This window comes from Leptothrix cholodnii SP-6, assembly GCF_000019785.1.
GTDB lineage: Bacteria > Pseudomonadota > Gammaproteobacteria > Burkholderiales > Burkholderiaceae_C > Sphaerotilus > Sphaerotilus cholodnii.
Window position 1 is genome coordinate 742,513 of record NC_010524.1, and the last position, 20,235, is coordinate 762,747.

Below are 20,235 nucleotides of genomic sequence, written 5' to 3' on the forward strand. Positions count from 1 at the left end.
CCGGGTAGCCCGCTAGTATAACCAGTCAGGCGCGCAATTCAAGCAGTCCGCCGAGATAAGGACGCAAAATTTCCGGCACCGTGATGCTGCCGTCGGCGTTCTGGTAGTTCTCGAGCACCGCCACCAGCGTGCGGCCCACCGCCAGGCCGGAGCCGTTGAGCGTGTGCACGAACTCGTTCTTGCCCTGCGCGTTCTTGAAGCGCGTCTGCATGCGCCGGGCCTGGAAGGCCTCGCAGTTGCTGCAGGAGCTGATCTCGCGGTAGGTGGCTTGCGCCGGCACCCACACTTCCAGGTCATAGGTCTTGGCCGAGCCGAAACCCATGTCGCCGGTCGACAGCAGCAGCACGCGGTACGGCAGGCCGAGCTTCTGCAGCACCGCTTCGGCGTGGCCGACCATCGATTCGAGCGCGGCGTCGCTCTGCTCGGGCGTGGTGATCTGCACCATCTCGACCTTGTCGAACTGGTGCTGGCGGATCAGGCCGCGGGTGTCGCGCCCGGCCGAGCCGGCTTCGGAGCGGAAACATGGGCTGTGCGCGGTCAGCTTGATCGGCAGCTGGTCGGCCGCCAGCACCTGCTCGCGCACGCTGTTGGTGAGCGAGATCTCGGAGGTCGAGATCAGGTACTGCTCGGGCTGGGTTTCGTCGCCGCCGCGCGAGACCCAGAACATGTCTTCCTTGAACTTGGGCAGCTGGCCGGTGCCTTCGAGCACTTCGCGGTTGACGATGTAGGGCGTGTAGCACTCGGTGTAGCCGTGTTCCTGCGTCTGCACGTCGAGCATGAACTGGGCGAGCGCGCGGTGCAGCCGCGCCGCCGGGCCCTTCAGGAAGCTGAAGCGCGCGCCCGAGAGCTTGGCGCTGGTCTCGAAATCGAGGCCCAGCGGTGCGCCGAGGTCGACGTGATCGCGCACCGTGAAATCGAATTCGCGCGGGCTGCCCCAGCGCCGCACCTCGAGGTTGGCGGTTTCATCCGCGCCCACCGGCACGTCGGCCTGCGGCAGGTTGGGCACGTGCATCAGCATCAGGCCGAGTTCGCCCTGGATCTGCTCGAGCCGCTCGGCGCCGGCCTTGAGCGTGTCGCCGATGCCACCGACCTCGTCCATCACCGGCGCCACGTCGCCGCCCTTGGCCTTCAGGTGGCCGATCTGCTTGGACAGCTGGTTGCGCCGCGCCTGCAGGTCCTCGGTGCTGCTCTGCAACGTCCGGCGCTCGGCTTCGAGCGCGCGGAAACGCTCGGCGTCGAGAAACGGCTGCGGGTTCTTGCGGGCGGACAGGCGCGCCAGCACGGCGTCGAGGTCTTTGCGCAGCAGGGTGATGTCGATCATGGAAATCCTTCGATGCGGCCTGCGCGCGCTCGCGCTCAGGCCGGTGTAACGGTGGGGCAGGACGGGCGTTGAAACGCGGGCGCAGCGACCAGGGTCACGATCGCGAGGCCGCCGAGGCGGCCATCGACTTGTCGCCCAGGCCCATCGGCAGCGGAAACTCGATCGTCTCCTCGACGCCGGGCATCTTGCGCACGCTGACCGCGCCGAAGCTGCGCAGCCGCTCGATCACCTGCTGGACCAGCAGCTCGGGTGCCGACGCGCCGGCGGTCAGGCCGACCCGCGCACGGCCGTCGAACCAGGCGCCTTGCAGCTCGTCGGCGTTGTCGACCATGTAGGCCGGCGTGCCGCGGCGCTCGGCCACTTCGCGCAGCCGGTTGCTGTTGGAGCTGGTGGGGCTGCCGACCACGATCAGCACGTCGACCTCGGCCGACAGCAGCTTGACCGCGTCCTGGCGGTTCTGCGTGGCGTAGCAGATGTCCTGCTGCTTGGGTTCGCGCACCTGCGGAAAGCGCGCCTTCACCGCGGCCAGGATCTCGGCGGCGTCGTCGACGCTGAGCGTGGTCTGGGTGACGACCGCCAGCCGGCTCGGGTCGGCCAGCTGCACCTGCGCGACGTCGGCGACGTCCTCGACCAGGTGGATGCCGCTGTCGAGCTGGCCCATCGTGCCCTCGACCTCGGGGTGTCCCTTGTGGCCGATCATGATGAACTCGTAGCCCTCGCGGCGCATCTTGGCCACCTCGACGTGCACCTTGGTGACCAGCGGGCAGGTGGCGTCGAAGATCTGGAAGCCGCGCTCGGTGGCTTCGGCGCGCACCGCCTGGCTGACGCCGTGGGCGCTGAACACCAGCGTGGCGCCGGGTGGCACCTCGGCCAGGTCCTCGATGAAGATCGCGCCCTTGGCCTTCAGGTCGTTGACGACGTAGGTGTTGTGCACGATCTCGTGGCGCACGTAGATCGGCGCGCCGAAGCGGGTCAGGGCGCGCTCAACGATCTCGATCGCACGGTCGACCCCCGCGCAGAAGCCGCGCGGCTGGGCCAGCAGCACTTCCTGCGGCGCGGCGCCATCGGCGGCGGCCATCACAGCACCCCGATCAGCTGCACCTCGAAGGTCACGGGCTGTCCGGCCAGCGGGTGGTTGAAGTCGAACAGCGCCCAGTCCTCCTCGATGGGCCCGAGCTCGCGCAGCACGCCGGCGTAGGAGCCCTGGCCGTCGGGGGTCGGGAACTGCACCACGTCGCCGACGTGGTATTGCTCGTCCGGATCGCCGAACTCGCGCAGCAGCGCGAGCTTGACGCGCTGCATCATCTGCGGGCTGCGCGGGCCGAAGGCCTCGCCGGCGGCCAGCGTGAAGGTGCTGCGGGTGCCTTCCTCGAGGCCCAGCAGCTGCGCCTCGATGGCGGGCGCCAGCTCGCCGGTGCCCAGCGAGAGCGTCGCGGGCTTGTCGGCGAAGGTGTTGACGATGTCGGCGCCGTCGGGGCCGGACAGACGGTAATGCAGGGTCAGAAAAGAACCCGGTTGGACCTGAGGCACGCGGTGATCCTGTGTTCGGTAGACTGGCCGCGATTTTAGTTGCGCCGCAGCGGCGCGCAGCCCGGATGCCCGACATGAAGGACTTGCCAGCGGCCATGCGCCCGCGCGAAAAACTCCTGGCCCTGGGGCCGGCAGCCCTGGCCGACGCCGAACTGCTGGCGCTGCTGTTGCGCACCGGCCTCAAGGGCACGGGGGTGTTGCAGCTCGCCGGCCAGTTGCTGGCGCAGTTCGGCGGCATCGGCGGGCTGCTGCAGGCCGACCCGGCCGGCCTGAAGACCGTCAAGGGACTGGGCCCGGCCAAACGCTCCGAACTGCAGGCCGTGCTCGAACTGGCGCGCCGCGCGATCGTCTCGCAGCTGGCGCAGCGGCCGGTCTTCGACAGCCCGCAGGCGGTGCGCGACTACCTGCGCCTGCAGCTCGGCCGGCTCGATCACGAGGTGTTCGCGGTGCTGTTCCTGGACGCCCAGCATCGCCTGATCGCCTACGAGCCGCTGTTTCGCGGCACGCTGACGCAGACCAGCGTCTACCCGCGCGAGGTGCTCAAGCGCGCGCTGGCGCTCAACGCGGCGGCGCTGATCCTGGCGCACAACCACCCGTCGGGCGTGGCCGAGCCGTCGCGCGCCGACGAGTTCCTGACCCAGAGCCTGAAGACCGCGCTGGCGCTGATCGACGTGCGGGTGCTCGACCATTTCGTGGTCGGCCGCGAGAGCGTGGTGTCGTTTGCCGAGCGGGGGCTGCTGTGAGCGCCGACTCGCCACGCCGCCGAGCCGTGCGGCCGCAAGGCCGCCACGGCTGGGCCGATCTCGACCAGATCGGTCGCCAGTTGCGCGAGCAGCGCATCGCCGCCGAGCAGGCCGCCGCGCGCGAACGCGCCGAAGCGGCGGCGCGCCAGCGCGAGAAGGAGCTGTTCGTGCGCAGCATCGGCGCGGTCATCCCCATGCCGCCGAGCGACCGCGCCGACATGGCCCGGCCACGCCCCGCGCCGCTGCCGCTGCAGCGCGAGCTCGACGACGTGATGGTGCTGCGCTCGTCGCTGTCGGACGACTTCGACGCCGAATCGCTGCTCGAGACCGACGATCAGCTGTCCTACCGGCGCGTGGGGCTCGGGCCCGACGTGCTGAAGAAGCTGCGGCTGGGGCGCTGGTCGGTGCAGGGCCAGATCGACCTGCACGGCTACACCCGCGATCACGCCCGCGAGGCGCTGGCGGCGTTTCTGGCCGACGCCGGCAAACGTGGCTGGCGCTGCGTGCGGGTGGTGCACGGCAAGGGGCTGGGATCGCCGGGCCGCCAGCCGGTGCTCAAGGGCAAGGTACGCAGCTGGCTGGTGCAGCGACAGGAGGTGCTGGCCTTCACGCAGGCGCGCGGGCCCGATGGCGGCGCCGGGGCGCTGATCGTGCTGCTCGACAGCGCGCCGCGGCGCGCGCGCCAGCGGCCGCAAGCGGGCGTCTGACGCTCGGTCAGCGGCCCGCTGCCGACGCGCTCACTTGTTGCGCATCCAGTCGGCGGTGTTGAAGAAGCTCTCGTTCAGGCGCTCGATCAGCTGCGGGTGGATCGCCAGTTCCTGCATCGCCTGGTGCATGCACGCGAGCCACTGGTCGCGCTCGCGGATGCCGATCGCGAACGGCAGGTGGCGCGCGCGCAGCCGCGGGTGGCCGAAACGCGCCACGTAGTGCTGGGGGCCGCCGAGCCAGCCGCACAGGAACCAGTTCAGCTTGTCGCGCGCCTGTTCGAGCGTGTCGCCGTGCGCGGCGCGCAATTCGCGGTAGGCCGGCTCCAGGTCCATCAGGTCGTAGAAGCGGTCGACCAGGGCGCGCACGCCGGCTTCGCCGCCGACGAGGTCGAAGGCCGTGGCGGCGGCGGTTTCGGTGGTGGGCGTGGTGTCGCCGGGATCGGTGTCAGACATGGGCATGGCAGGGCAATGAACGATCGGGCGCACTGTAGTCCAGTGCGCCCGATCGACGTTTCAACGCTGGATCGTCGCGGGCAGCTTGCCGGCCAGGTTGACCAGTGCCAGCGCGGCGCTCGAGCCGGGATAGCTCAGCATCAGCAGCTGGCGGCGCTGCACGGCCTGGCGCACCGACGGGTCGCTCGGGATCTCGCCGACGTAGTTGATCCTGACCGTGCCACCTTCGGGCAACTGCACGAACCGCTCGATCACCGTCTGCAGCTGCTGTGCGACGCCGCGGCCTTCGCCCAGGCGCTGGGTCTGGTTGACGGCCACATGCATGTGCGAGCGGCCCTGCTGCGTGGCCAGCACCTTGATGGTGGCGTAGGCGTCGGCCAGCGCGGTCGGCTCCGGGGTGGCGATCACCAGCACCTCGTCGGCCAGCGAGACCGCGTAGAGCACGACGTCGGAGATGCCGGCGCCGGTGTCGAGCAGCACCCGGTCGTAGCGCGGGCGCACGCTCTGCAGCACCGAGGCGAGCTGATCGCGCACCTCGGGCGTCAGGCGCGAGTATTCGACCAGGCCCGAGCCGGCCAGCAGCACGTGGAAGCCGCCCGGTGCTTCGATGATGGCGTTCTCGAGCGGCACCTTGCCGGTGAACACGTCGTGCAGCGTGGCCCGCGGCTGCAGGTTGAGCACGACGTCGAGGTTGGCCAGGCCGAGGTCGGCGTCGACCACCAGCACCCGCTCGCCGCGGCGTGCCAGCGCGGCGGCCAGGTTGGCCGACACCATGGTCTTGCCGACACCCCCCTTGCCGCTGGTCACGGCCATGATGCGGGCCATCGGGCCGGCCGGAGGTGCGGCGCCGGGCGGGCTGGTCTTGGACGGGGGGGCGGTCATGGCGCGGACTCGTTGTCTTGCGGCAGGAGGGGCGGCGCTGCGCCAAACAGCATGCCCCGCTCTTCTGCACTCACTTCGGATATCGGGGGGGATTCAAGACAGGTGCGGTTGCGGCCCTCGGACTTGGCGCGGTAGAGCTGCTGGTCGGCCCGTTCGAGCCACAGCGGACCTGACGAGCGCACCCACTGCGGTGCAAAGGCGCCGCCCACGCTGGTGGTCACCGTGACGATCTGGCCCGGCGCGATGGCGATGCGCAGGGCCTCGATGTTGCGTCGCACGCGCTCGGCCACCGTGTGGCCGAAAGCGGCCGGGCAGCTCGGCAGCACCGCGGCAAACTCTTCGCCGCCGATGCGCGCCACGCTGTCCATCGGCCGCACGCTGTCTTCCAGGGCGGCGCCGACGGCCTGGATCACCAGGTCGCCGACGGCATGGCCGTGGGTGTCGTTGATGTGCTTGAAGTGGTCGATGTCGAGCATCAGCAGCATCGCCGGTTCGCCCGAGCGCGCGACGCGGTCGATCTCCTGCTCGAGCGCCGCCTCGAACTGGCGGCGATTGGGCAGGCCGGTGAGCGGGTCGCGGCTGGAGAGCGTGCACAGGCCATCGATGAGGCTTTGCAGCCAGGCGGGCGACCCGGCGGCGGCCGACTCGGGGAATGAATGACCTGCACGGTCGAGCATGCGCAGCGCGAGATCGAGCTGCAACGAGCCCGCTTGAACCGGTGTGTGGATCGGCCCGTCATGTCCGGCCGCAGGGGTGACGGCCGGGCCATGCAGGCTGAAATATCCGTGGGGCGAGGTGTCTTTTGACACGGCGCGAAGCGGCTCCGTCAGGGTGACGCGGCCTGCCCGACGGCAGGAGCGGAGGGCGGCCCGGCCGAAAATGCAAAAGCCGGGCACCGTTGCGGACAAGTCTACTTGAGCGGCCCGGGCGCCTCCCGGACGAATAGGGCGGCGTTTGTCGTGCATCTCGCGGCTCGGGATTTCTTCAGCGCCGACACACTGTTTCCGATAACGGGACAGAGAGCCGGCGCATCTTGCGTCGGCGCACCTCGGTGCCGAGCAAGCAGACTCCCATGGCCCATCCGATGCCCGACGCGTCCAGCGAGACCCCGCCGCGAGAATTCAGTTTCGACGACCGCGACTTCCAGCGCGTGCGCGAACTCATCCACCAGCGCGCGGGCATCAGCCTGCACGACCAGAAGCAGGCGATGGTCTACAGCCGCCTGTCGCGCCGCCTGCGCGACACCGGCCACCGCTCGTTCGGCAGCTATCTGCAATGGCTGGAGTCGGGCCACGGCGAGGGCAGCGACGGCGAGTGGCAGCAGTTCGTCAACTGCCTGACGACCAACCTGACCTCGTTCTTCCGCGAGGAACACCACTTCCCGGTGCTGCACGAAACCCTGCGCGGCCTGGGCGGCAGCCAGCCGGTGCGGATCTGGTGCAGCGCCGCCTCCACCGGCGAGGAGCCCTATTCGCTGGCGATGTGCGCGATCGAGGCGCTGGGGGCCAACACGACGGCCCGGATCATGGCCAGCGACATCGACACCCAGGTGCTGGCGACCGCGCAGCGCGGCGTCTACAGCGCCGACGCCCGCGGCCTGAGCCCCGAGCGCCTGAAGCGCCATTTCATGCGCGGCACCGGCGCCAACGCCGGCCAGATCCGGGTGCGCCCCGAGCTGCAGCGCCTGATCGAGTTCCGGCCGTTCAACCTGATGAGCGCCCACTGGTCGCTGGGCGAGCCGTTCGACATCGTGTTCTGCCGCAACGTGATGATCTATTTCGATGCGCCCACGCAGCGCCGCGTGCTCGAGCGCATGCATTCGGTGATGCGCCCGCGCGGCCACCTGTTTGTCGGGCACTCCGAAAACTTCACCGACTCTCGCGACCTGTTCCTGCTGCGCGGCAAGACGGTCTACCAGCGCGTCTGAGCGGGCCTGCCCGACCCCCGCGCATCCGAACAGCCACAGGATCTCCCGATGTCGATCTCGACCGCTCCCAAGACCTCGCCGCCGCGCAGCAGCCGCATCGACAAGCTGCGCGCGCAGCCGCGCAAGCCCGGCGAGGCCTCGTTCTTCTTCTACGACGCCTTTTTCAAGGCCGACGCCGTCAAGGTGCTGCCGGGCGAATATTTCGTCGACAACGAGGACACGCTGATCCTGACCACGCTGGGCTCGTGCATCGCCGCCTGCCTGTGGGACCGGGTGGCGCGGGTGGGCGGCATGAACCACTTCATGCTGCCCGACGTCGGCAGCGGTGCGATCGACGGCGGCCGCTATGGCTCGTACGCGATGGAACTGCTCATCAACGAACTGCAGAAACGCGGCGCCAACCGGTCCACGCTGGAGGCCAAGGTGTTCGGCGGCGGCGCCGTGATCGGCGGCATGAGCAGCCTCAACGTCGGCGAGCGCAACACCCAGTTCGTGCTCGACTACCTGCGCACCGAGCGCATCCCGGTGGTCTCGAAGGACGTGCTGGAGATCTATCCGCGCAAGGTCTGCTTCTTCCCGGCCAGCGGCAAGGCGATGGTCAAGCGCCTGGCGCCGACCAACACCGACGCGGTGGCCGCGCTCGACCGCGATGCGGCGCAGAAGGCGCGCAGCAGCAGCAGCGTCGGCGGCAGCGTCGACCTGTTCTGACGCGCCCGTCCGCCCCGACTCGAACAATCAAGACAAGGAAACCGTGATGCCCAAGACCCGCGTGGTGGTGGTCGACGATTCGGCGCTGGTGCGCAGCCTGCTGGCCGAGATCATCAATCGCCAGAGCGACATGGAGTGCATCGGCGCGGCCAGCGACCCGATCGCCGCGCGCGAGATGATCCGCAGCCTCGACCCGGACGTGATCACGCTCGACGTCGAGATGCCGCGCATGGACGGCATCGACTTCCTCGCCAAGCTGATGCGCCTGCGACCGATGCCGGTGGTGATGGTCTCGACGCTGACCGAGCGAGGCGCCGAAGTGACCTTGCGTGCGCTCGAATTCGGCGCGATCGACTTCGTCGCCAAGCCCAAGATCGGCGTCGCCAACGGCCTGCGTCTGCTGGCGCAGGAAATCACCGAGAAGGTGCGCATCGCCGCCGGTGCGCGGGTCACCAAGCTGGCGCCGGCACCGGCCCATGCGCCCCCGCGTGCGCCATCGCACGGCCACGCTGCACACGGGTCGCAGGGGCCTTCCGGCGCATCGTCTGCGCCAGAGACCGCGCCGCCGACCGGCCCCGTGCCGAGCCCGTTGGGGCGGCTGTCGACCGAAAAGCTGATCTTCATCGGCGCCTCCACCGGCGGCACCGAAGCCACCCGCGAGGTGCTGTGCGGCCTGCCCGCCGACGCGCCGGCGATCCTGATCACGCAGCACATGCCACCCGGCTTCACCACCAGCTACGCGGCACGGCTCAACAACCTGTGCCGCATCGCGGTGAAGGAGGCCGCGGATGGCGAGCGCATCCTGCCCGGCCATGCCTATCTGGCGCCGGGCGGATTTCACCTGTCGGTGGAGCGCTCGGGCGCCAACTACATCGCCCGGGTGCGCGACGGCGATCCGGTCAACCGGCATCGGCCGAGCGTCGAGGTGCTGTTCCAGTCGGCTGCGCGGGTGGCCGGGCGCAACGCGATCGGCGTCATGCTGACCGGCATGGGTGCCGACGGTGCCCGCGCGATGAAGGAAATGCGCGACGCCGGTGCCTACAACGTCGCGCAGGACGAGGCCAGCTGCGTCGTCTTCGGCATGCCGCGCGAGGCGATTGCGGCCGGCGCCTGCCAGGAGGTGCTGCCGGTCAAGCGCATTGCCCAGCACTTGATCGAACATCTGCGCAGCACCGCCGGTGCGGCCTTGAGCCGGGTCTGAACCGCAATTCAGCGCGCCCTGGCTCAGGCCAGGAACAGCTCCTGCAAGTCGTTCAGGAAGTCGAAACCGCGCGCGCTGGGCCGCATCTGCGCAAAGTCGCGCGTGATCAGGCCGCGCTGCTCGGCCTGCTGGAGCGCCGCTTCGATGCTCGACAGCGGCAGCCCCGTGCGCTCGCGGAACAGCTCGAGCGCAAAACCCTCGCGCAGGCGCAGCGCGTTGAGCATGAACTCGAAGGGCAGGGCCTTGCGGCCGACTTCTTCTTCGTTCGACACGGCCTGACCGGCCAGCGCCTGCGTCATGTAGGCCGCCGGCTCGCGCCAGCGCACCTGGCGCAGCACGCGGTGCGGAAAGCTCAGCTTGCTGTGCGCACCGGCGCCGATGCCCAGGTAGTCGCCGAACTGCCAGTAGTTGAGGTTGTGCGCGCAGCGGTGGCCCGGCTTGGCGAAGGCCGACACCTCGTAGCGTTCGAGCCCTGTGGCGCCGGTCAGGTCGACGATCTGGTCGAGCATCTCGGAGGCCGCGTCGTCGTCGGGCGTCACCGGTGGGCGCACCGCGAACAGCGTGTTGGGCTCGATCGTCAGGTGATAGACCGACAGGTGCGGTGGCTGCAGCGCCAGCGCGGTGCGCAGGTCCTCGCCGGCCTGCGCCAGGCTCTGGCCCGGCAGCGCGTACATCAGGTCGAGGTTGAAGGTGTCGAAGGCGTCGGCGGCTTCTTCGGCGGCGGCCAGCGCCTGGCCGCGGTCGTGCACCCGGCCGAGCGCGCGCAGGTGATCGTCGTTGAAGCTCTGCACGCCGATCGACAGCCGGTTCACGCCCGCGCCGCGGAAGGCCCGGAAACGCTCGCGCTCGAAGGTGCCGGGGTTGGCTTCGAGCGTGATCTCGCAGTCGGGCATCAGCGGCAGCAGCGCGCGCACGTCGCTCAGCAGGCGGTTGATGCCTTCGGGCGAAAACAGGCTCGGTGTGCCCCCGCCGATGAAGATCGACAGGATCTGCCGGCCCCAGATCAGCGGCAGCGCGGCTTCGAGGTCGGCGCGCAAGGCGTCGAGGTAACGCGCTTCGGGTATGCCGCCGCGGGCCTGTCCGGCGCCGGGCCGCCCCAAGCCGGACGCTCCCCCTCGGGGTGACGATGCCGCAGGCGTCTCGGGGGCCCATTCATGCGAGTTGAAGTCGCAGTACGGGCACTTGCGCAGGCACCACGGCAGGTGGATGTAGAGCGACAGCGGTGGCGGTGCGCCCAGTTGCAGCGTGCCGGGGCGCAGGTAGCGGTCGGCCACCGAGGCGTTCAGCGCCGCGGTGTCGGGTGCCGATGCTGATACCGGCGCGTTGGCGATCCGGATCACGGCGCTGTGGCCCGTCGGGGCTGCGTCCGGCAGGTCGGGCTGGGTCGGGCGGTTCATCGCAAGCTCAGGCGAGGTGCCAGGCGCTGCGCATCAGCGCGACCATCTGCTCGGCGGCCAGCGCGCGATGGCTGTGGCGGTTCTTGGTCTCGGCGTCGAGTTGCGCGACGGTCGCGTCCAGCGCCGGGATCGACAGCAGCGGGTCGTAGCCGAAGCCGCCGCTGCCGCGCAATCCGGTCAGCAGTTCGCCTTCCCAGCGGCCCAGCGCGACCAGCGGTTCGGGATCGTCGGCCGAGCGGATCGCCACCAGCGTGCAGACGAAGCGGGCGCGCCGGTTGGCCTGGCCGTCCAGCGCGCTCAGCAGGCGCCGGTTGTTGGCGGCGTCCTGCCGTTCGCGCAGCGCCTCGCGCGCCAGTCCGTCGATGTCGGCCGGATCGAGCGTGGCGTAATGCGCCGACTGCACGCCCGGCTGGCCGCCGAGCGCGTCGACACACAGGCCCGAGTCGTCGGCGATCGCCGGCAGGCCGCTCGCCGCCGCGGCGTGGCGGGCTTTCGCGAGCGCGTTCTCGATGAAGGTGTGGTGCGGCTCCTCGGCCTCGGCGATGCCCAGGCTGCCTTGCGTGACCAGTTCGACACCGGCCGGCGCCAGCAGCGTGCCCAGCTCCTTGAGCTTCTTGGCGTTGTTGGAGGCGAGCACGAGCCGCATCGTCAGACTCCCAGCGCGGCCTTCTGCGCCGCCACCAGCTCGGCGATGCCGGCGCTGCCGAGCGCCAGCAGCTGGTCCATCTCGGCGCGGCTGAAGGCGACACCTTCGGCCGTGCCTTGAACTTCGACGAAGCCGCCCGCGCCGGTCATGACGATGTTCATGTCGGTGTCGCAGGCCGAGTCCTCGACGTATTCGAGGTCGAGCAGCGCCACGCCGTCGAGGATGCCGACCGACACCGCGGCGACGAAGTCGCGGATCGGGCTGCGCTTGAGCTTGCCCTGCGCGATCAGGCCCTGCACCGCGTCGTGCGCAGCCACGAAGGCGCCGGTGATCGACGCGGTGCGCGTGCCGCCGTCGGCCTGCAGCACGTCGCAGTCGATCAGGATGCTGCGCTCGCCCAAAGCGGCGAGGTCGAACACGCAGCGCAGCGAGCGGCCGATCAGGCGCTGGATCTCCTGCGTGCGCCCGCTCTGCTTGCCCTTGGCGGCTTCACGCGCGCTGCGGGTGTGGGTGGCACGCGGCAGCATGCCGTATTCGGCCGTGACCCAGCCCTCGCCGCTGCCCTTCTTGTGCGGCGGCACCTTTTCTTCGACCGAGGCGGTGCACAGCACCTGGGTGTCGCCGAACTCGATCAGCACCGAGCCCTCGGCGTGTTTGGTGTAGCTGCGGGTGATGCGCACCGGGCGCAGGGCGTCGGCGGCGCGGCCGAGGGGGCGGGTGGAACTCATGCGGATGATCTCGGTGCAAGGTGCCAGCTCGTCGGTTGAGCCGGCAAGGAAGGATTCGGACGGTTCGAGGCGGCGCAATGCGCTCGGTTGCGTGGCAACCGGGCGCCATCATGAACGTTTCAGCCGCGTTTCTGGGCGCTGCGCTTGATGGCCTCGTTGATCTCGCGGATCGAGCGTTCGATCTCGGCGTCGTCGAGCAGGTCGTCGGGGTTGCCGGCACCGACGCCGGCCTGGATGGTCGAGGCGAACACGTCGCTGCCGAGGTCGTCGGTCTCGATGCCGGTGCCGGGTTCCTCGTCTTCGGCCGACTCCCATTCGACCGCGATGACGGTGACGTTGTCGCTCTTCTCGCCGGCGATGCGCAGCGCCAGCTCGACCAGATCGGGCACCGCGTCGGTGATCGGACTGGTGGCCAGATGCTCGGTGATGGTGTCGTCGTCGACGCTGCCCCACAGGCCGTCGGAGCACAGCAGCAGCTTGTCGCCGGGCTGCAGCGTGAGTGGCCCGACGGTGTCGATCACCGGCTTGCCCGGGCTGCCCAGGCAGGTGAACAGCACGTTGCGGTTGACGCGTTCGCCGATCGGCACCACGCCGGCGAGCGTTTCCTGCAGTTCGGAATAGGAGTGGTCACGCGTGCGCGCCAGCAGCTTGCCGCCACGCACCAGGTACAGCCGCGAGTCGCCGCAGTGCGCCCAGTAGGCTTCGCGGCCTTGCAGCACGCAGGCGATGATGGTGGTGCGCGGGGTGTCGAGCAGGGCGCGCTCGGTGGCGTAGCGGATCAGCTGGTGGTGGCCGGCGATGATGCCTTCGTTGAGAAAGCGCCGCGGATCCTTCAGGATCGGCTTGGCCTCGCGCTGGAACATCACGCCCAGTGTCTGCAGCGACAGCTGCGAGGCGACCTCGCCCTCGGGATGGCCGCCCATGCCGTCGGCCAGTGCAAACAGCCCGGAGTCACGGGTGTAGCAATAGCCCATGCGGTCTTCATTTTTCTCACGGCCGCCGCGACGGCTGATCTGGTAAACCGAAAAGCGCATGGATGGGGATTCTCAGTGCAGGCCGGCTCGGTCCTGATCGGCGATTCAGGCCTTGGCGCCGGTCTTGATGTTCTCGAGCTGCAGCTTCAGGCGTTCGCTGAAGCTGAGCTTGGTGTAACGCCGCTCGGTCTCGCGCGACAGTTCCTTTTGCAGCGCAAACACGCTTTGCGGCCGCGACAGCGGATCGAGCGACATGCACCACTCGGTGACCTCGATCAGGTTGTCCGAGTAGACATTGCGCAGCCGCGACAGCGACAGGCTGAGGCGGTCCTTCTCGATGCGCTGCGGCGCGTCGTTGGGCGGATAGCCCTGCATGCAGGCGTAGATGCAGGCGCCGATGGCGTAGATGTCGGTCCAGGGGCCGAGCGTGCCGTCGCGCCGGTACATCTCGGGCGCGGCGAAGCCGGGCGTGTACATCGGCCGGATGAAGTTGCCTTCCTTGCTCAGCACTTCGCGTGCGGCGCCGAAGTCGAGCATCACGGCCTTGTTGTCGCTGGTGATGAAGATGTTGGCCGGCTTGATGTCGAGGTGCAGCATCTTGTGCTGGTGCACGATGCGCAAGCCGCGCAGGATCTCGTCGAACAGCGAGCGGATGGTGCTTTCGCGGAACACCTTGTCGCGCTTGAGATCGCGTGCGGTGACGATGAAATCCTGCAGCGTGTCGCCCTGCAGGTAGTTCATCACCATGTAGACGGTCTCGTTCTCGCGGAAGAAGTTCAGCACCGAGACGACGCTGGGGTGCGAGATCTGCGCCAGCGAGCGGCCTTCCTCGAAGAAGCTTTTCAGGCCGAGGCGATACAGCGGCTGCTTCTCGGGCTTGACGCGCGGAATCAGCTCCCCCGTCGAGCGCTCGGCGAGCGATGACGGTAGGTATTCCTTGAGGGCGACCAGTCTGCGCTCGGCGTCTTCGGCGAGGTAGACCACGCCAAAACCTCCCGCCGCCAGTTTGCGTATGACTTGGTAGCCACCTACCACGGTGCCAGGGGGCAGCGGAGCAGGTTTGGGCTTTGACATAATTGTGTTTTGCTCAGCGAAATCCGCGATGGCAGTTTACAGCATGACCGGCTACGCGAGCGCTACCGTGAGCTCGCTGCAGGTGGCCCCACAACAGGTGCAGGCAGCGGCGGTGAACGTCGAACTGCGCTCCGTCAACAGCCGCTTTCTCGACCTCGTGCTGCGTTTGCCAGACGAATACCGCGCGCTCGAACCGGCCTTGCGCGAGGTGGTGAGCGCGGCCTTCAAGCGCGGCAAGATCGAGTTGCGTGTCTCCAACGAACGCGGTGCCGATGCCACGCAGTTGCCGCCCCAGGTCGAGCAGCTGCAGCAGCTGTCACAGATCCAGCGCCTCGTGCAGGACAGCCTGCCGAAGGCAGCGCCGTTGAGCGTCTACGAGGCGCTGCAGTGGTGCCGGACCTCGGCGCCGCCCGTGGTGCTGGATGAGACGGTGCTCGCCGCGGCGCGGCAGTCGGTCGAGCGGCTGCGCGAGGCGCGCGGCCGCGAAGGCGACAGGCTGGTGTCGATCCTGATGGAGCGCGTCGAGCGCCTGCGCGCCCTGGCCTTGCAGGCGGCACCGGTGCTGCCGCAGGTGGTGGCTCGCCAGCAGCAGCGCTTCCTCGAGCGCTGGAACGAAGCCTTGGTGAGCGCCGGCGCGAACAGCGCCGCGACGCCCCAGGCCTTGGCCGAGCGCGCGATGGCCGAGGCGGCAGCGTTTGCCTTGCGCATCGACGTGGCCGAGGAGTTGTCGCGACTCGGCGCACACCTCGACGAGATCACTCGCCTGTTGCGGGCCGGCGGCGAGGTCGGCAAGCGGCTGGATTTCCTGATCCAGGAGCTGCATCGCGAAGCGAACACGCTCGGCTCGAAATCCGCGGCACTCGAGCTGACGCAGATCTCGGTCGAGATGAAGGTGGCCATCGAGCAGCTGCGTGAGCAGGTGCAGAACATCGAGTGATGTTTCAGGGGATCCCGGACGGTCCCTGAAAGCTCGATAACCTGTTGTTCCGTAAGGTACTTTCTGTTTTGTTGTGGGGTTTTCGGGTTGACGGCGCTCTTGGCGTGCCCACCCGACAAAAACCTCTACAGCTTCATAGCAGCAAAGGGACATGAACGAGCAGCATCGAACCATCAAGGACCGCGCCCTCCGGGCCTGATCCAGTGATGCTGCCCACGGAGCATTTCCACGACTTGAAGAAGCCGGCACCACAGCAGCCCGCCGAGCCGGCTGAGGAACCGCCGGCAGTCACCCCCCCTGCGCGCAAAGCGGTCCGCATTGCGGCGCACGTGCTGATCCGAACAGCGCTTCGCGGATGGCGAGGCGAACGTCATGATGTCGTGGGCAGCACCGTCCCGATGCAGGCACCCAATCCGATGCGCACAGCCCCGGGCGCCTCGCACCAGCCGCGCAAGGTCACGCTGTCGCCATCGACCAGGTAGGTTCGGGATTCACCGCCCGCAAGGGTCAGTGGCTGCTGGCCGCCCACCGTCAGCTCGATCAGCGCCCCGGCCTCCTGAAGCGTCGGGCCTGAAAGAGTGCCACTGCCGAACAGATCGCCCGGTCGCAGGTTGCAGCCGTTCATCGTGTGGTGGGTCACCAACTGCGCGGGGGTCCAGTAGGCATGACGGTAGCTCGTCGAGGTGAGACACTGGGGACTCAGGCCGCGCTCGCGCATGAGTCGGGACTGCAGGTCGACCTCCAGCCGGATGTCCAGCGCGCCCTCGGCCCGGTTGGCCGGGGAATCGAGGTAGGGGAGCGGATCCGGGTCACCGGCCGGCCGCACGAACGGCACCCTGAAGGGCGCGAGGGCCTCGAACGTCACGATCCAGGGAGAAAGGGTCGTGGCGAAATTCTTCGACAGGAAGGGGCCGAGCGGCTGGTATTCCCAGCCCTGGACGTCCCGCGACGACCAGTCGTTGAGCAGGCACAGCCCGAACACCTGCGATTCGGCCTCATCCATCGACACGGGCCGGCCCGTCGCGTTTCCCGGCCCGATGAAGATGCCCAGTTCCAGCTCGTAATCGAGTCGCTCACAAGGCCCGACCACAGGCGACGGCGCACCGGGTCGCATCATCTGGCCGATCGGCCGCGGGAAGGACAGGCCCGACACGCCGATGCTTGAAGACCGCCCGTGATAGCCGATCGGCACCCACTTGTAGTTGGGCAGCAGCGGCTGGTCCGGTCGGAACTGCCTGCCGATGTTGGTGGCGTGATGGACCGAGGTGTAGAAGTCCGTGTAGTCGCCGATCCGGGCCGGGACGGCAAACTCCGCCGCGGCCTGGGGAACCAGGCAGGCTTCCACCAGGCCCCTGGACGCCGACTGCATGCGCAGCGCCTTCGAAAGCGCCAGGCGTAGCGCAGACCAGGCTGTCGGGCCGAGCGCCATCAAGCCATTCAAAGAATCGCTGGCTGCCGCCTGCAAGGCCACGCTGGCGTCGCCTGTGAAAGGGCGCTCGGCGGCCAGCGCTGCCAGGTCCACGATCTGGTCACCGATGGCCACGCCGCCTCGGAACGGCTCGTCGGTGCCGTCACGCCGGAACACCGCGAACGGCAGGTTCTGGATCGGGAAATCCGTGTCGTGCGCATTCGCGCTGTCGATCCAGCTGCGCAACGAGGGCGCGTGCGTTTCGTTCAGGTGGGCCATGGCTTGGGAAGAAGTGGGGCCCGTGACCTTACTGCAAGGCGTCGAGGCGGTACAGGCGTGCGGCGTTGGTGGACAGGATCGCCGTGTGCTGGCCAGGCGGTGTCCATTCCTGGAAGAGCCGCAGCAGTGCGTCGGTCTGGGGCCGGGTGCCCGCCGGCTTGGTGTGTGGCCAGTCCGAGCCCCACAGCAGGCGCTCGGGTCTGGCTGCCAGCAGGACCTCATGGATCGCACGCACATCGTCGTACCCGGGCGCGGCGTCCGAGATGTTGGCGATGCCCGACAGCTTGACCCAGACGGGACCGCCCGTCATCAGATCCGCCAGGGCCTGGATGCCCGGGTGTCGGGCGCCCAGCAGCGCCGGGGTACGCCCCATGTGGTCGACGCATCGAACCTTGCCACGCCGGCCTCGGCCAGCGTGGGGACGTCGGGCATCAACGGCGAACGTCTGGCCGTCGTCACTGCCAGCGGCCGCAGCCTGCCGCCCTGCACCAGCGGCAGCACCGACGAGAGCTGGTCGAAGTGGATGTCGACGTGACCGCCCGCCAGGTCGGTATTGGCCGGCGCACTGCCCTTGTAGGGCACATGCACGAAGCGCGTGCCGGTCGCGTCCTGGAACAGTTCGCCGACGATGTGGTTGCCACTGCCACTGCCGCTGCCGGCCGAAGCCATCGTCATCGCGCCATTCCGGGCGCGTGCCATCGTCAACAGCTCCTGCACCGACTTCACCGGGGACGATGGGCCGACCACCAGCACCATCGGCACGCTGGCGATCAGGCCCACCGGCGTGAAGTCCTTGATCGAGTCATACGGCAGCTTCGGGTACAGCGACGGCGCCGCGAGGTGGTTCACGGGCGAGGCCATGCCGATCGTGTAGCCGTCGGGAGCCGACTTCGCTACCGCATCGAGCCCCAGCGTGCCGCCGGCACCGGACTTGTTCTCGATGATCACGGGTTGCCCCAGTTCCTTGGACAGTTCGGGCCCAAGGATGCGTGCGTTGAGATCGACGTTGCCGCCGGGCGGGAACGGCACGATCAGCTTGATCGGCTTGTCCGGATAGACGCCCTGGGCGTGGATGCCCATCGGCTGCGTCAGAGCCCCGAAGACAAGGGCGAGCGCCAGCAGGCGTCGGGTGGTGTTCGACATGACTGGCTCACTCCGTCTTGAGGTTGAGCTCCCGCGCGATGCGGGTGTTGGCATCGATTTCGCGGGCGATCTGCGCGACGAAGGGTTCGCCGCAGACGCCTTGCGGCTCCAGACCGGCGCCGGCCAGGCGTTCGCGCACCGCCGGCGAACGGGCGAAGTCGTTGGCTTCGCGCGTCAGCACGCGCAGGGCCTCCACCGGCGTTCCGGCCGGGGCGAGCAGGCCGTACCAGGTGTCGATGACGAAGCCCTTGATGCCGACCTCCTCGAAGGTGGGCACCTGCGGCAACAGCGCCGAGCGCTGCCGCGATGCGACCGCCAGCGCCGTCAGCTTGCCGGACTTGATGTGCGGCAGGACCGACCCCACGGTGGCAAACGAGAGATCGACCTGGCCGCCGATCAGATCCGTCACGGCGGGCGCTGCGCCCTTGTAAGGCACGTGGATCATCGAGAGGCCGGCCAGCTTGCGGAACTGTTCGGTGGCCAGATGCGGCGAACTGCCTTGCCCGGGCGTGGCGTAGGTCGCCGTGTCCGGCCTGGCCTTGACCCGATCGAGGAACTCGCCCACCGTCTTGACCGGCATCGAGGGGCCGACGACCAGCACCGTCGCGCTGCTGGCCAGCGTGCAGACCGGCACGAAGGACTTGGCCGCATCGAACTTGATGCGCCCGGTGTACAGCGCCGGGATCATCGTGTGGTTGGTGGCGGCGGCGAGCAGCGTGAGGCCATCGGGCTTGGCCGCGGCGACCGCTTCGGTGGCGAGCACGGCATTGGCGCCGGGCTTGTTCTCGACGATGACGGTCTGCGACAGCGACTTGGCCGCCTGGTCGGCAAAGACCCGCGCGACCAGATCCGAGGGGCCGCCGGCCGCGAAGCCGACCACGAGCTTGACCGGCTGCTGCGGGTAGGGCGGTGAGGTTTGCGCCGCAGCGGCCGTTGCAGCGACGATCGCGCCAATTGCCGACAGGGTGGGTTTTCCGAGCATGGCCATGTCTCTCGATCAGAAGTTGTGCCGCAGGCCGAGTTCGATCGCCTTCGACGTGCCGCCACCAGCCATTCCGCTGGTGCCGCCACTGATGGTTCGCGTGCCCGCTCCGCTGTTGGCGATGCGTGCCCAGGTCGTGTAGAGCGCCGTGCGCTTGCTCAGCGAACGGACATAACCCAGGCCGACTTGAACCGCATCATTCGCATCCACCACGGCCGCTCCGACACGCCCGGACAGGTCTGCCCGCTGCACTGAAAGACGGATCTCACCCGCGCCCACAGGCACCCAGGCGCCAAGCAGCTGGTTGGTCTGCTTGGCATCGGCCTGCTTGATGTGCCGGACCACGGCGCTGAGCCGCACGACTCCGAAGTTGTAGATACCACCGACGGATGAATCGGTCAGGGCGCCGGCCACGGTCAGATCGTTCCGAGTGCGCGTATGGGCCAATCCGACGCTGAGCGGTCCGCCACTCCAACCCAGGCGGAAACCTTTCACGTTGTTGGCGCCGCTCGCTGCGGAGGTGTCGCCAGCCTTGGTGAGCATCACCGATCCTTCAACGCCACCGAGATTCTTGGGGAGCAGCCATTGAACCTCGCTGTTGGCCCGAACCGTCGTGTTCGGGTTGGTGCCGAATGAATTGCGCAACGGCCCGACCGGCGTGGTCGACACCAGGTTGCCGGCACTGGCCGCCCCGACGTGACCGAAGGGGTCATAACGGCTCCAGTTCGTGTAGGTCGGGATGAAATCCCGGCCCAGGCGCCATTCGCCGAAACGGCTGTCGGCCAGGCTGACCGTCGCCCGCCGATCCCAGAATTGAGTCGCTGTCGTGGCCGTGCCATTGGCCACATTCAGACCATGCTCCAGATGAAAGCCCGCAGACAGGCCACCACCGATGTCTTCGGTCCCCTGAACCGCCAGACGGCTCGTGGCATTCGACCCGCTGACCAGGGTGGTCAGTGCGGGCAGGCCGCTGTTGCTGACGTTTCGCAGCCCGGCATCCAGGACGCCGGACACTGAAACACTGCTTTGGGCATGGGCGCCGTGACTCAGTCCCAGCGAAGCAAGGCCCAACACGATGACGATCTTTTCCATGTTGCGAAGTCTCCAGATCTAGATTGAATTGCCAGGACGAAACCCGTCGTGGCTGGCTGCCGTCTTCTCTTTGACGAATGACCGCCTGGCCACGAGGCCAGGT

General features: G+C 68.6%; 22 protein-coding genes. 6 read left to right on the plus strand and 16 right to left on the minus strand.

Features of this window, described 5'->3' with window-relative positions:
- Positions 1-25 precede the first annotated feature (25 nt).
- From serS to LCHO_RS03480, 3 genes are all read right to left on the minus strand, one after another.
- Positions 26-1,321: a serine--tRNA ligase gene (gene serS, locus LCHO_RS03470; RefSeq protein ID WP_012345729.1), complete on the minus strand. Its 1,296-nt coding sequence runs from the start codon at positions 1,319-1,321 to the stop codon at positions 26-28.
- Between the two features lie 94 nt (positions 1,322-1,415).
- A complete protein-coding gene (ispH, locus tag LCHO_RS03475) occupies positions 1,416-2,399 on the minus strand; it encodes a 4-hydroxy-3-methylbut-2-enyl diphosphate reductase (RefSeq protein WP_012345730.1) in 984 nt (327 codons plus the stop codon).
- On the minus strand, positions 2,399-2,851 hold the full coding sequence (locus tag LCHO_RS03480; protein ID WP_012345731.1) for an FKBP-type peptidyl-prolyl cis-trans isomerase: 453 nt from the start codon (positions 2,849-2,851) through the stop codon (positions 2,399-2,401). The genes ispH and LCHO_RS03480 overlap by 1 nt, the downstream gene beginning before the upstream one ends.
- Positions 2,852-2,925: 74 nt before the next feature.
- On the opposite strand from LCHO_RS03480, the gene radC reads away from it, so the two are divergent.
- Both radC and LCHO_RS03490 read left to right on the plus strand, forming a co-directional pair.
- The gene (gene radC / locus LCHO_RS03485) at positions 2,926-3,594 is read left to right on the plus strand and encodes a RadC family protein (protein WP_012345732.1); all 669 of its coding nucleotides are present in this window, start codon (positions 2,926-2,928) and stop codon (positions 3,592-3,594) included.
- A 26-nt stretch (positions 3,595-3,620) separates the two neighbouring features.
- Entirely contained in the window at positions 3,621-4,301 is a 681-nt protein-coding gene (locus LCHO_RS03490; RefSeq protein ID WP_012345733.1) for a Smr/MutS family protein, read from the plus strand.
- A 30-nt stretch (positions 4,302-4,331) separates the two neighbouring features.
- Here the strand turns inward: LCHO_RS03490 and LCHO_RS03495 are convergent, their stop codons facing one another.
- From LCHO_RS03495 to LCHO_RS03505, 3 genes are read right to left on the minus strand one after another with little or no spacing between them, the layout of a single operon-like run.
- Entirely contained in the window at positions 4,332-4,760 is a 429-nt protein-coding gene (locus LCHO_RS03495; protein ID WP_012345734.1) for a group II truncated hemoglobin, read from the minus strand.
- A 54-nt stretch (positions 4,761-4,814) separates the two neighbouring features.
- A complete protein-coding gene (locus LCHO_RS03500) occupies positions 4,815-5,636 on the minus strand; it encodes a MinD/ParA family protein (protein ID WP_012345735.1) in 822 nt (273 codons plus the stop codon).
- Positions 5,633-6,313 carry a GGDEF domain-containing protein gene (locus LCHO_RS03505; protein ID WP_012345736.1) on the minus strand — a complete coding sequence of 227 codons (681 nt, stop codon included), beginning with the start codon at positions 6,311-6,313 and terminating at the stop codon, positions 5,633-5,635. Before LCHO_RS03505 ends, LCHO_RS03500 begins: the two co-directional genes overlap by 4 nt.
- Before the next feature lie 395 nt (positions 6,314-6,708).
- On the opposite strand from LCHO_RS03505, the gene LCHO_RS03510 reads away from it, so the two are divergent.
- From LCHO_RS03510 to LCHO_RS03520, 3 genes are read left to right on the plus strand one after another with little or no spacing between them, the layout of a single operon-like run.
- Complete coding sequence (locus LCHO_RS03510; RefSeq protein ID WP_012345737.1) at positions 6,709-7,563, plus strand: CheR family methyltransferase; 855 nt, start codon at positions 6,709-6,711, stop codon at positions 7,561-7,563.
- Between the two features lie 48 nt (positions 7,564-7,611).
- Positions 7,612-8,271, plus strand: a complete 660-nt coding sequence (gene cheD / locus LCHO_RS03515) for a chemoreceptor glutamine deamidase CheD (protein WP_012345738.1) — start codon at positions 7,612-7,614, stop codon at positions 8,269-8,271.
- Positions 8,272-8,317: 46 nt separating this feature from the next.
- The gene (locus tag LCHO_RS03520) at positions 8,318-9,472 is read left to right on the plus strand and encodes a protein-glutamate methylesterase/protein-glutamine glutaminase (RefSeq protein WP_012345739.1); all 1,155 of its coding nucleotides are present in this window, start codon (positions 8,318-8,320) and stop codon (positions 9,470-9,472) included.
- A 23-nt stretch (positions 9,473-9,495) separates the two neighbouring features.
- On the opposite strand, the gene hemW is transcribed toward LCHO_RS03520, so the two are convergent.
- From hemW to LCHO_RS03545, 5 genes are all read right to left on the minus strand, one after another.
- Positions 9,496-10,869, minus strand: coding sequence for a radical SAM family heme chaperone HemW (gene hemW, locus LCHO_RS03525; RefSeq protein ID WP_012345740.1), 1,374 nt, complete (start codon positions 10,867-10,869; stop codon positions 9,496-9,498).
- A gap of 7 nt (positions 10,870-10,876) precedes the next feature.
- On the minus strand, positions 10,877-11,515 hold the full coding sequence (gene rdgB, locus LCHO_RS03530; RefSeq protein WP_012345741.1) for an RdgB/HAM1 family non-canonical purine NTP pyrophosphatase: 639 nt from the start codon (positions 11,513-11,515) through the stop codon (positions 10,877-10,879).
- Positions 11,516-11,517: 2 nt separating this feature from the next.
- The gene (gene rph / locus LCHO_RS03535) at positions 11,518-12,243 is read right to left on the minus strand and encodes a ribonuclease PH (RefSeq protein WP_012345742.1); all 726 of its coding nucleotides are present in this window, start codon (positions 12,241-12,243) and stop codon (positions 11,518-11,520) included.
- A 119-nt stretch (positions 12,244-12,362) separates the two neighbouring features.
- A complete protein-coding gene (locus LCHO_RS03540) occupies positions 12,363-13,277 on the minus strand; it encodes a PP2C family protein-serine/threonine phosphatase (protein ID WP_012345743.1) in 915 nt (304 codons plus the stop codon).
- Between the two features lie 45 nt (positions 13,278-13,322).
- The gene (locus LCHO_RS03545) at positions 13,323-14,291 is read right to left on the minus strand and encodes a serine/threonine protein kinase (RefSeq protein ID WP_043703791.1); all 969 of its coding nucleotides are present in this window, start codon (positions 14,289-14,291) and stop codon (positions 13,323-13,325) included.
- A 28-nt stretch (positions 14,292-14,319) separates the two neighbouring features.
- Between LCHO_RS03545 and LCHO_RS03550 the strand changes: the two genes are divergently transcribed.
- Positions 14,320-15,228, plus strand: a complete 909-nt coding sequence (locus LCHO_RS03550) for a YicC/YloC family endoribonuclease (protein WP_012345745.1) — start codon at positions 14,320-14,322, stop codon at positions 15,226-15,228.
- Positions 15,229-15,598: 370 nt separating this feature from the next.
- Here the strand turns inward: LCHO_RS03550 and fahA are convergent, their stop codons facing one another.
- From fahA to LCHO_RS23110, 5 genes are read right to left on the minus strand one after another with little or no spacing between them, the layout of a single operon-like run.
- Positions 15,599-16,915: a fumarylacetoacetase gene (gene fahA / locus LCHO_RS03555; protein WP_012345746.1), complete on the minus strand. Its 1,317-nt coding sequence runs from the start codon at positions 16,913-16,915 to the stop codon at positions 15,599-15,601.
- Positions 16,916-16,943: 28 nt separating this feature from the next.
- Positions 16,944-17,288, minus strand: a complete 345-nt coding sequence (locus LCHO_RS03560; protein WP_083772668.1) for an amidohydrolase family protein — start codon at positions 17,286-17,288, stop codon at positions 16,944-16,946.
- Positions 17,225-18,058: a Bug family tripartite tricarboxylate transporter substrate binding protein gene (locus tag LCHO_RS03565; RefSeq protein WP_012345748.1), complete on the minus strand. Its 834-nt coding sequence runs from the start codon at positions 18,056-18,058 to the stop codon at positions 17,225-17,227. The genes LCHO_RS03560 and LCHO_RS03565 overlap by 64 nt, the downstream gene beginning before the upstream one ends.
- A 7-nt stretch (positions 18,059-18,065) precedes the next feature.
- The gene (locus LCHO_RS23105; protein ID WP_012345749.1) at positions 18,066-19,040 is read right to left on the minus strand and encodes a Bug family tripartite tricarboxylate transporter substrate binding protein; all 975 of its coding nucleotides are present in this window, start codon (positions 19,038-19,040) and stop codon (positions 18,066-18,068) included.
- A gap of 15 nt (positions 19,041-19,055) precedes the next feature.
- Complete coding sequence (locus LCHO_RS23110; protein ID WP_012345750.1) at positions 19,056-20,132, minus strand: porin; 1,077 nt, start codon at positions 20,130-20,132, stop codon at positions 19,056-19,058.
- Positions 20,133-20,235 lie beyond the last annotated feature (103 nt).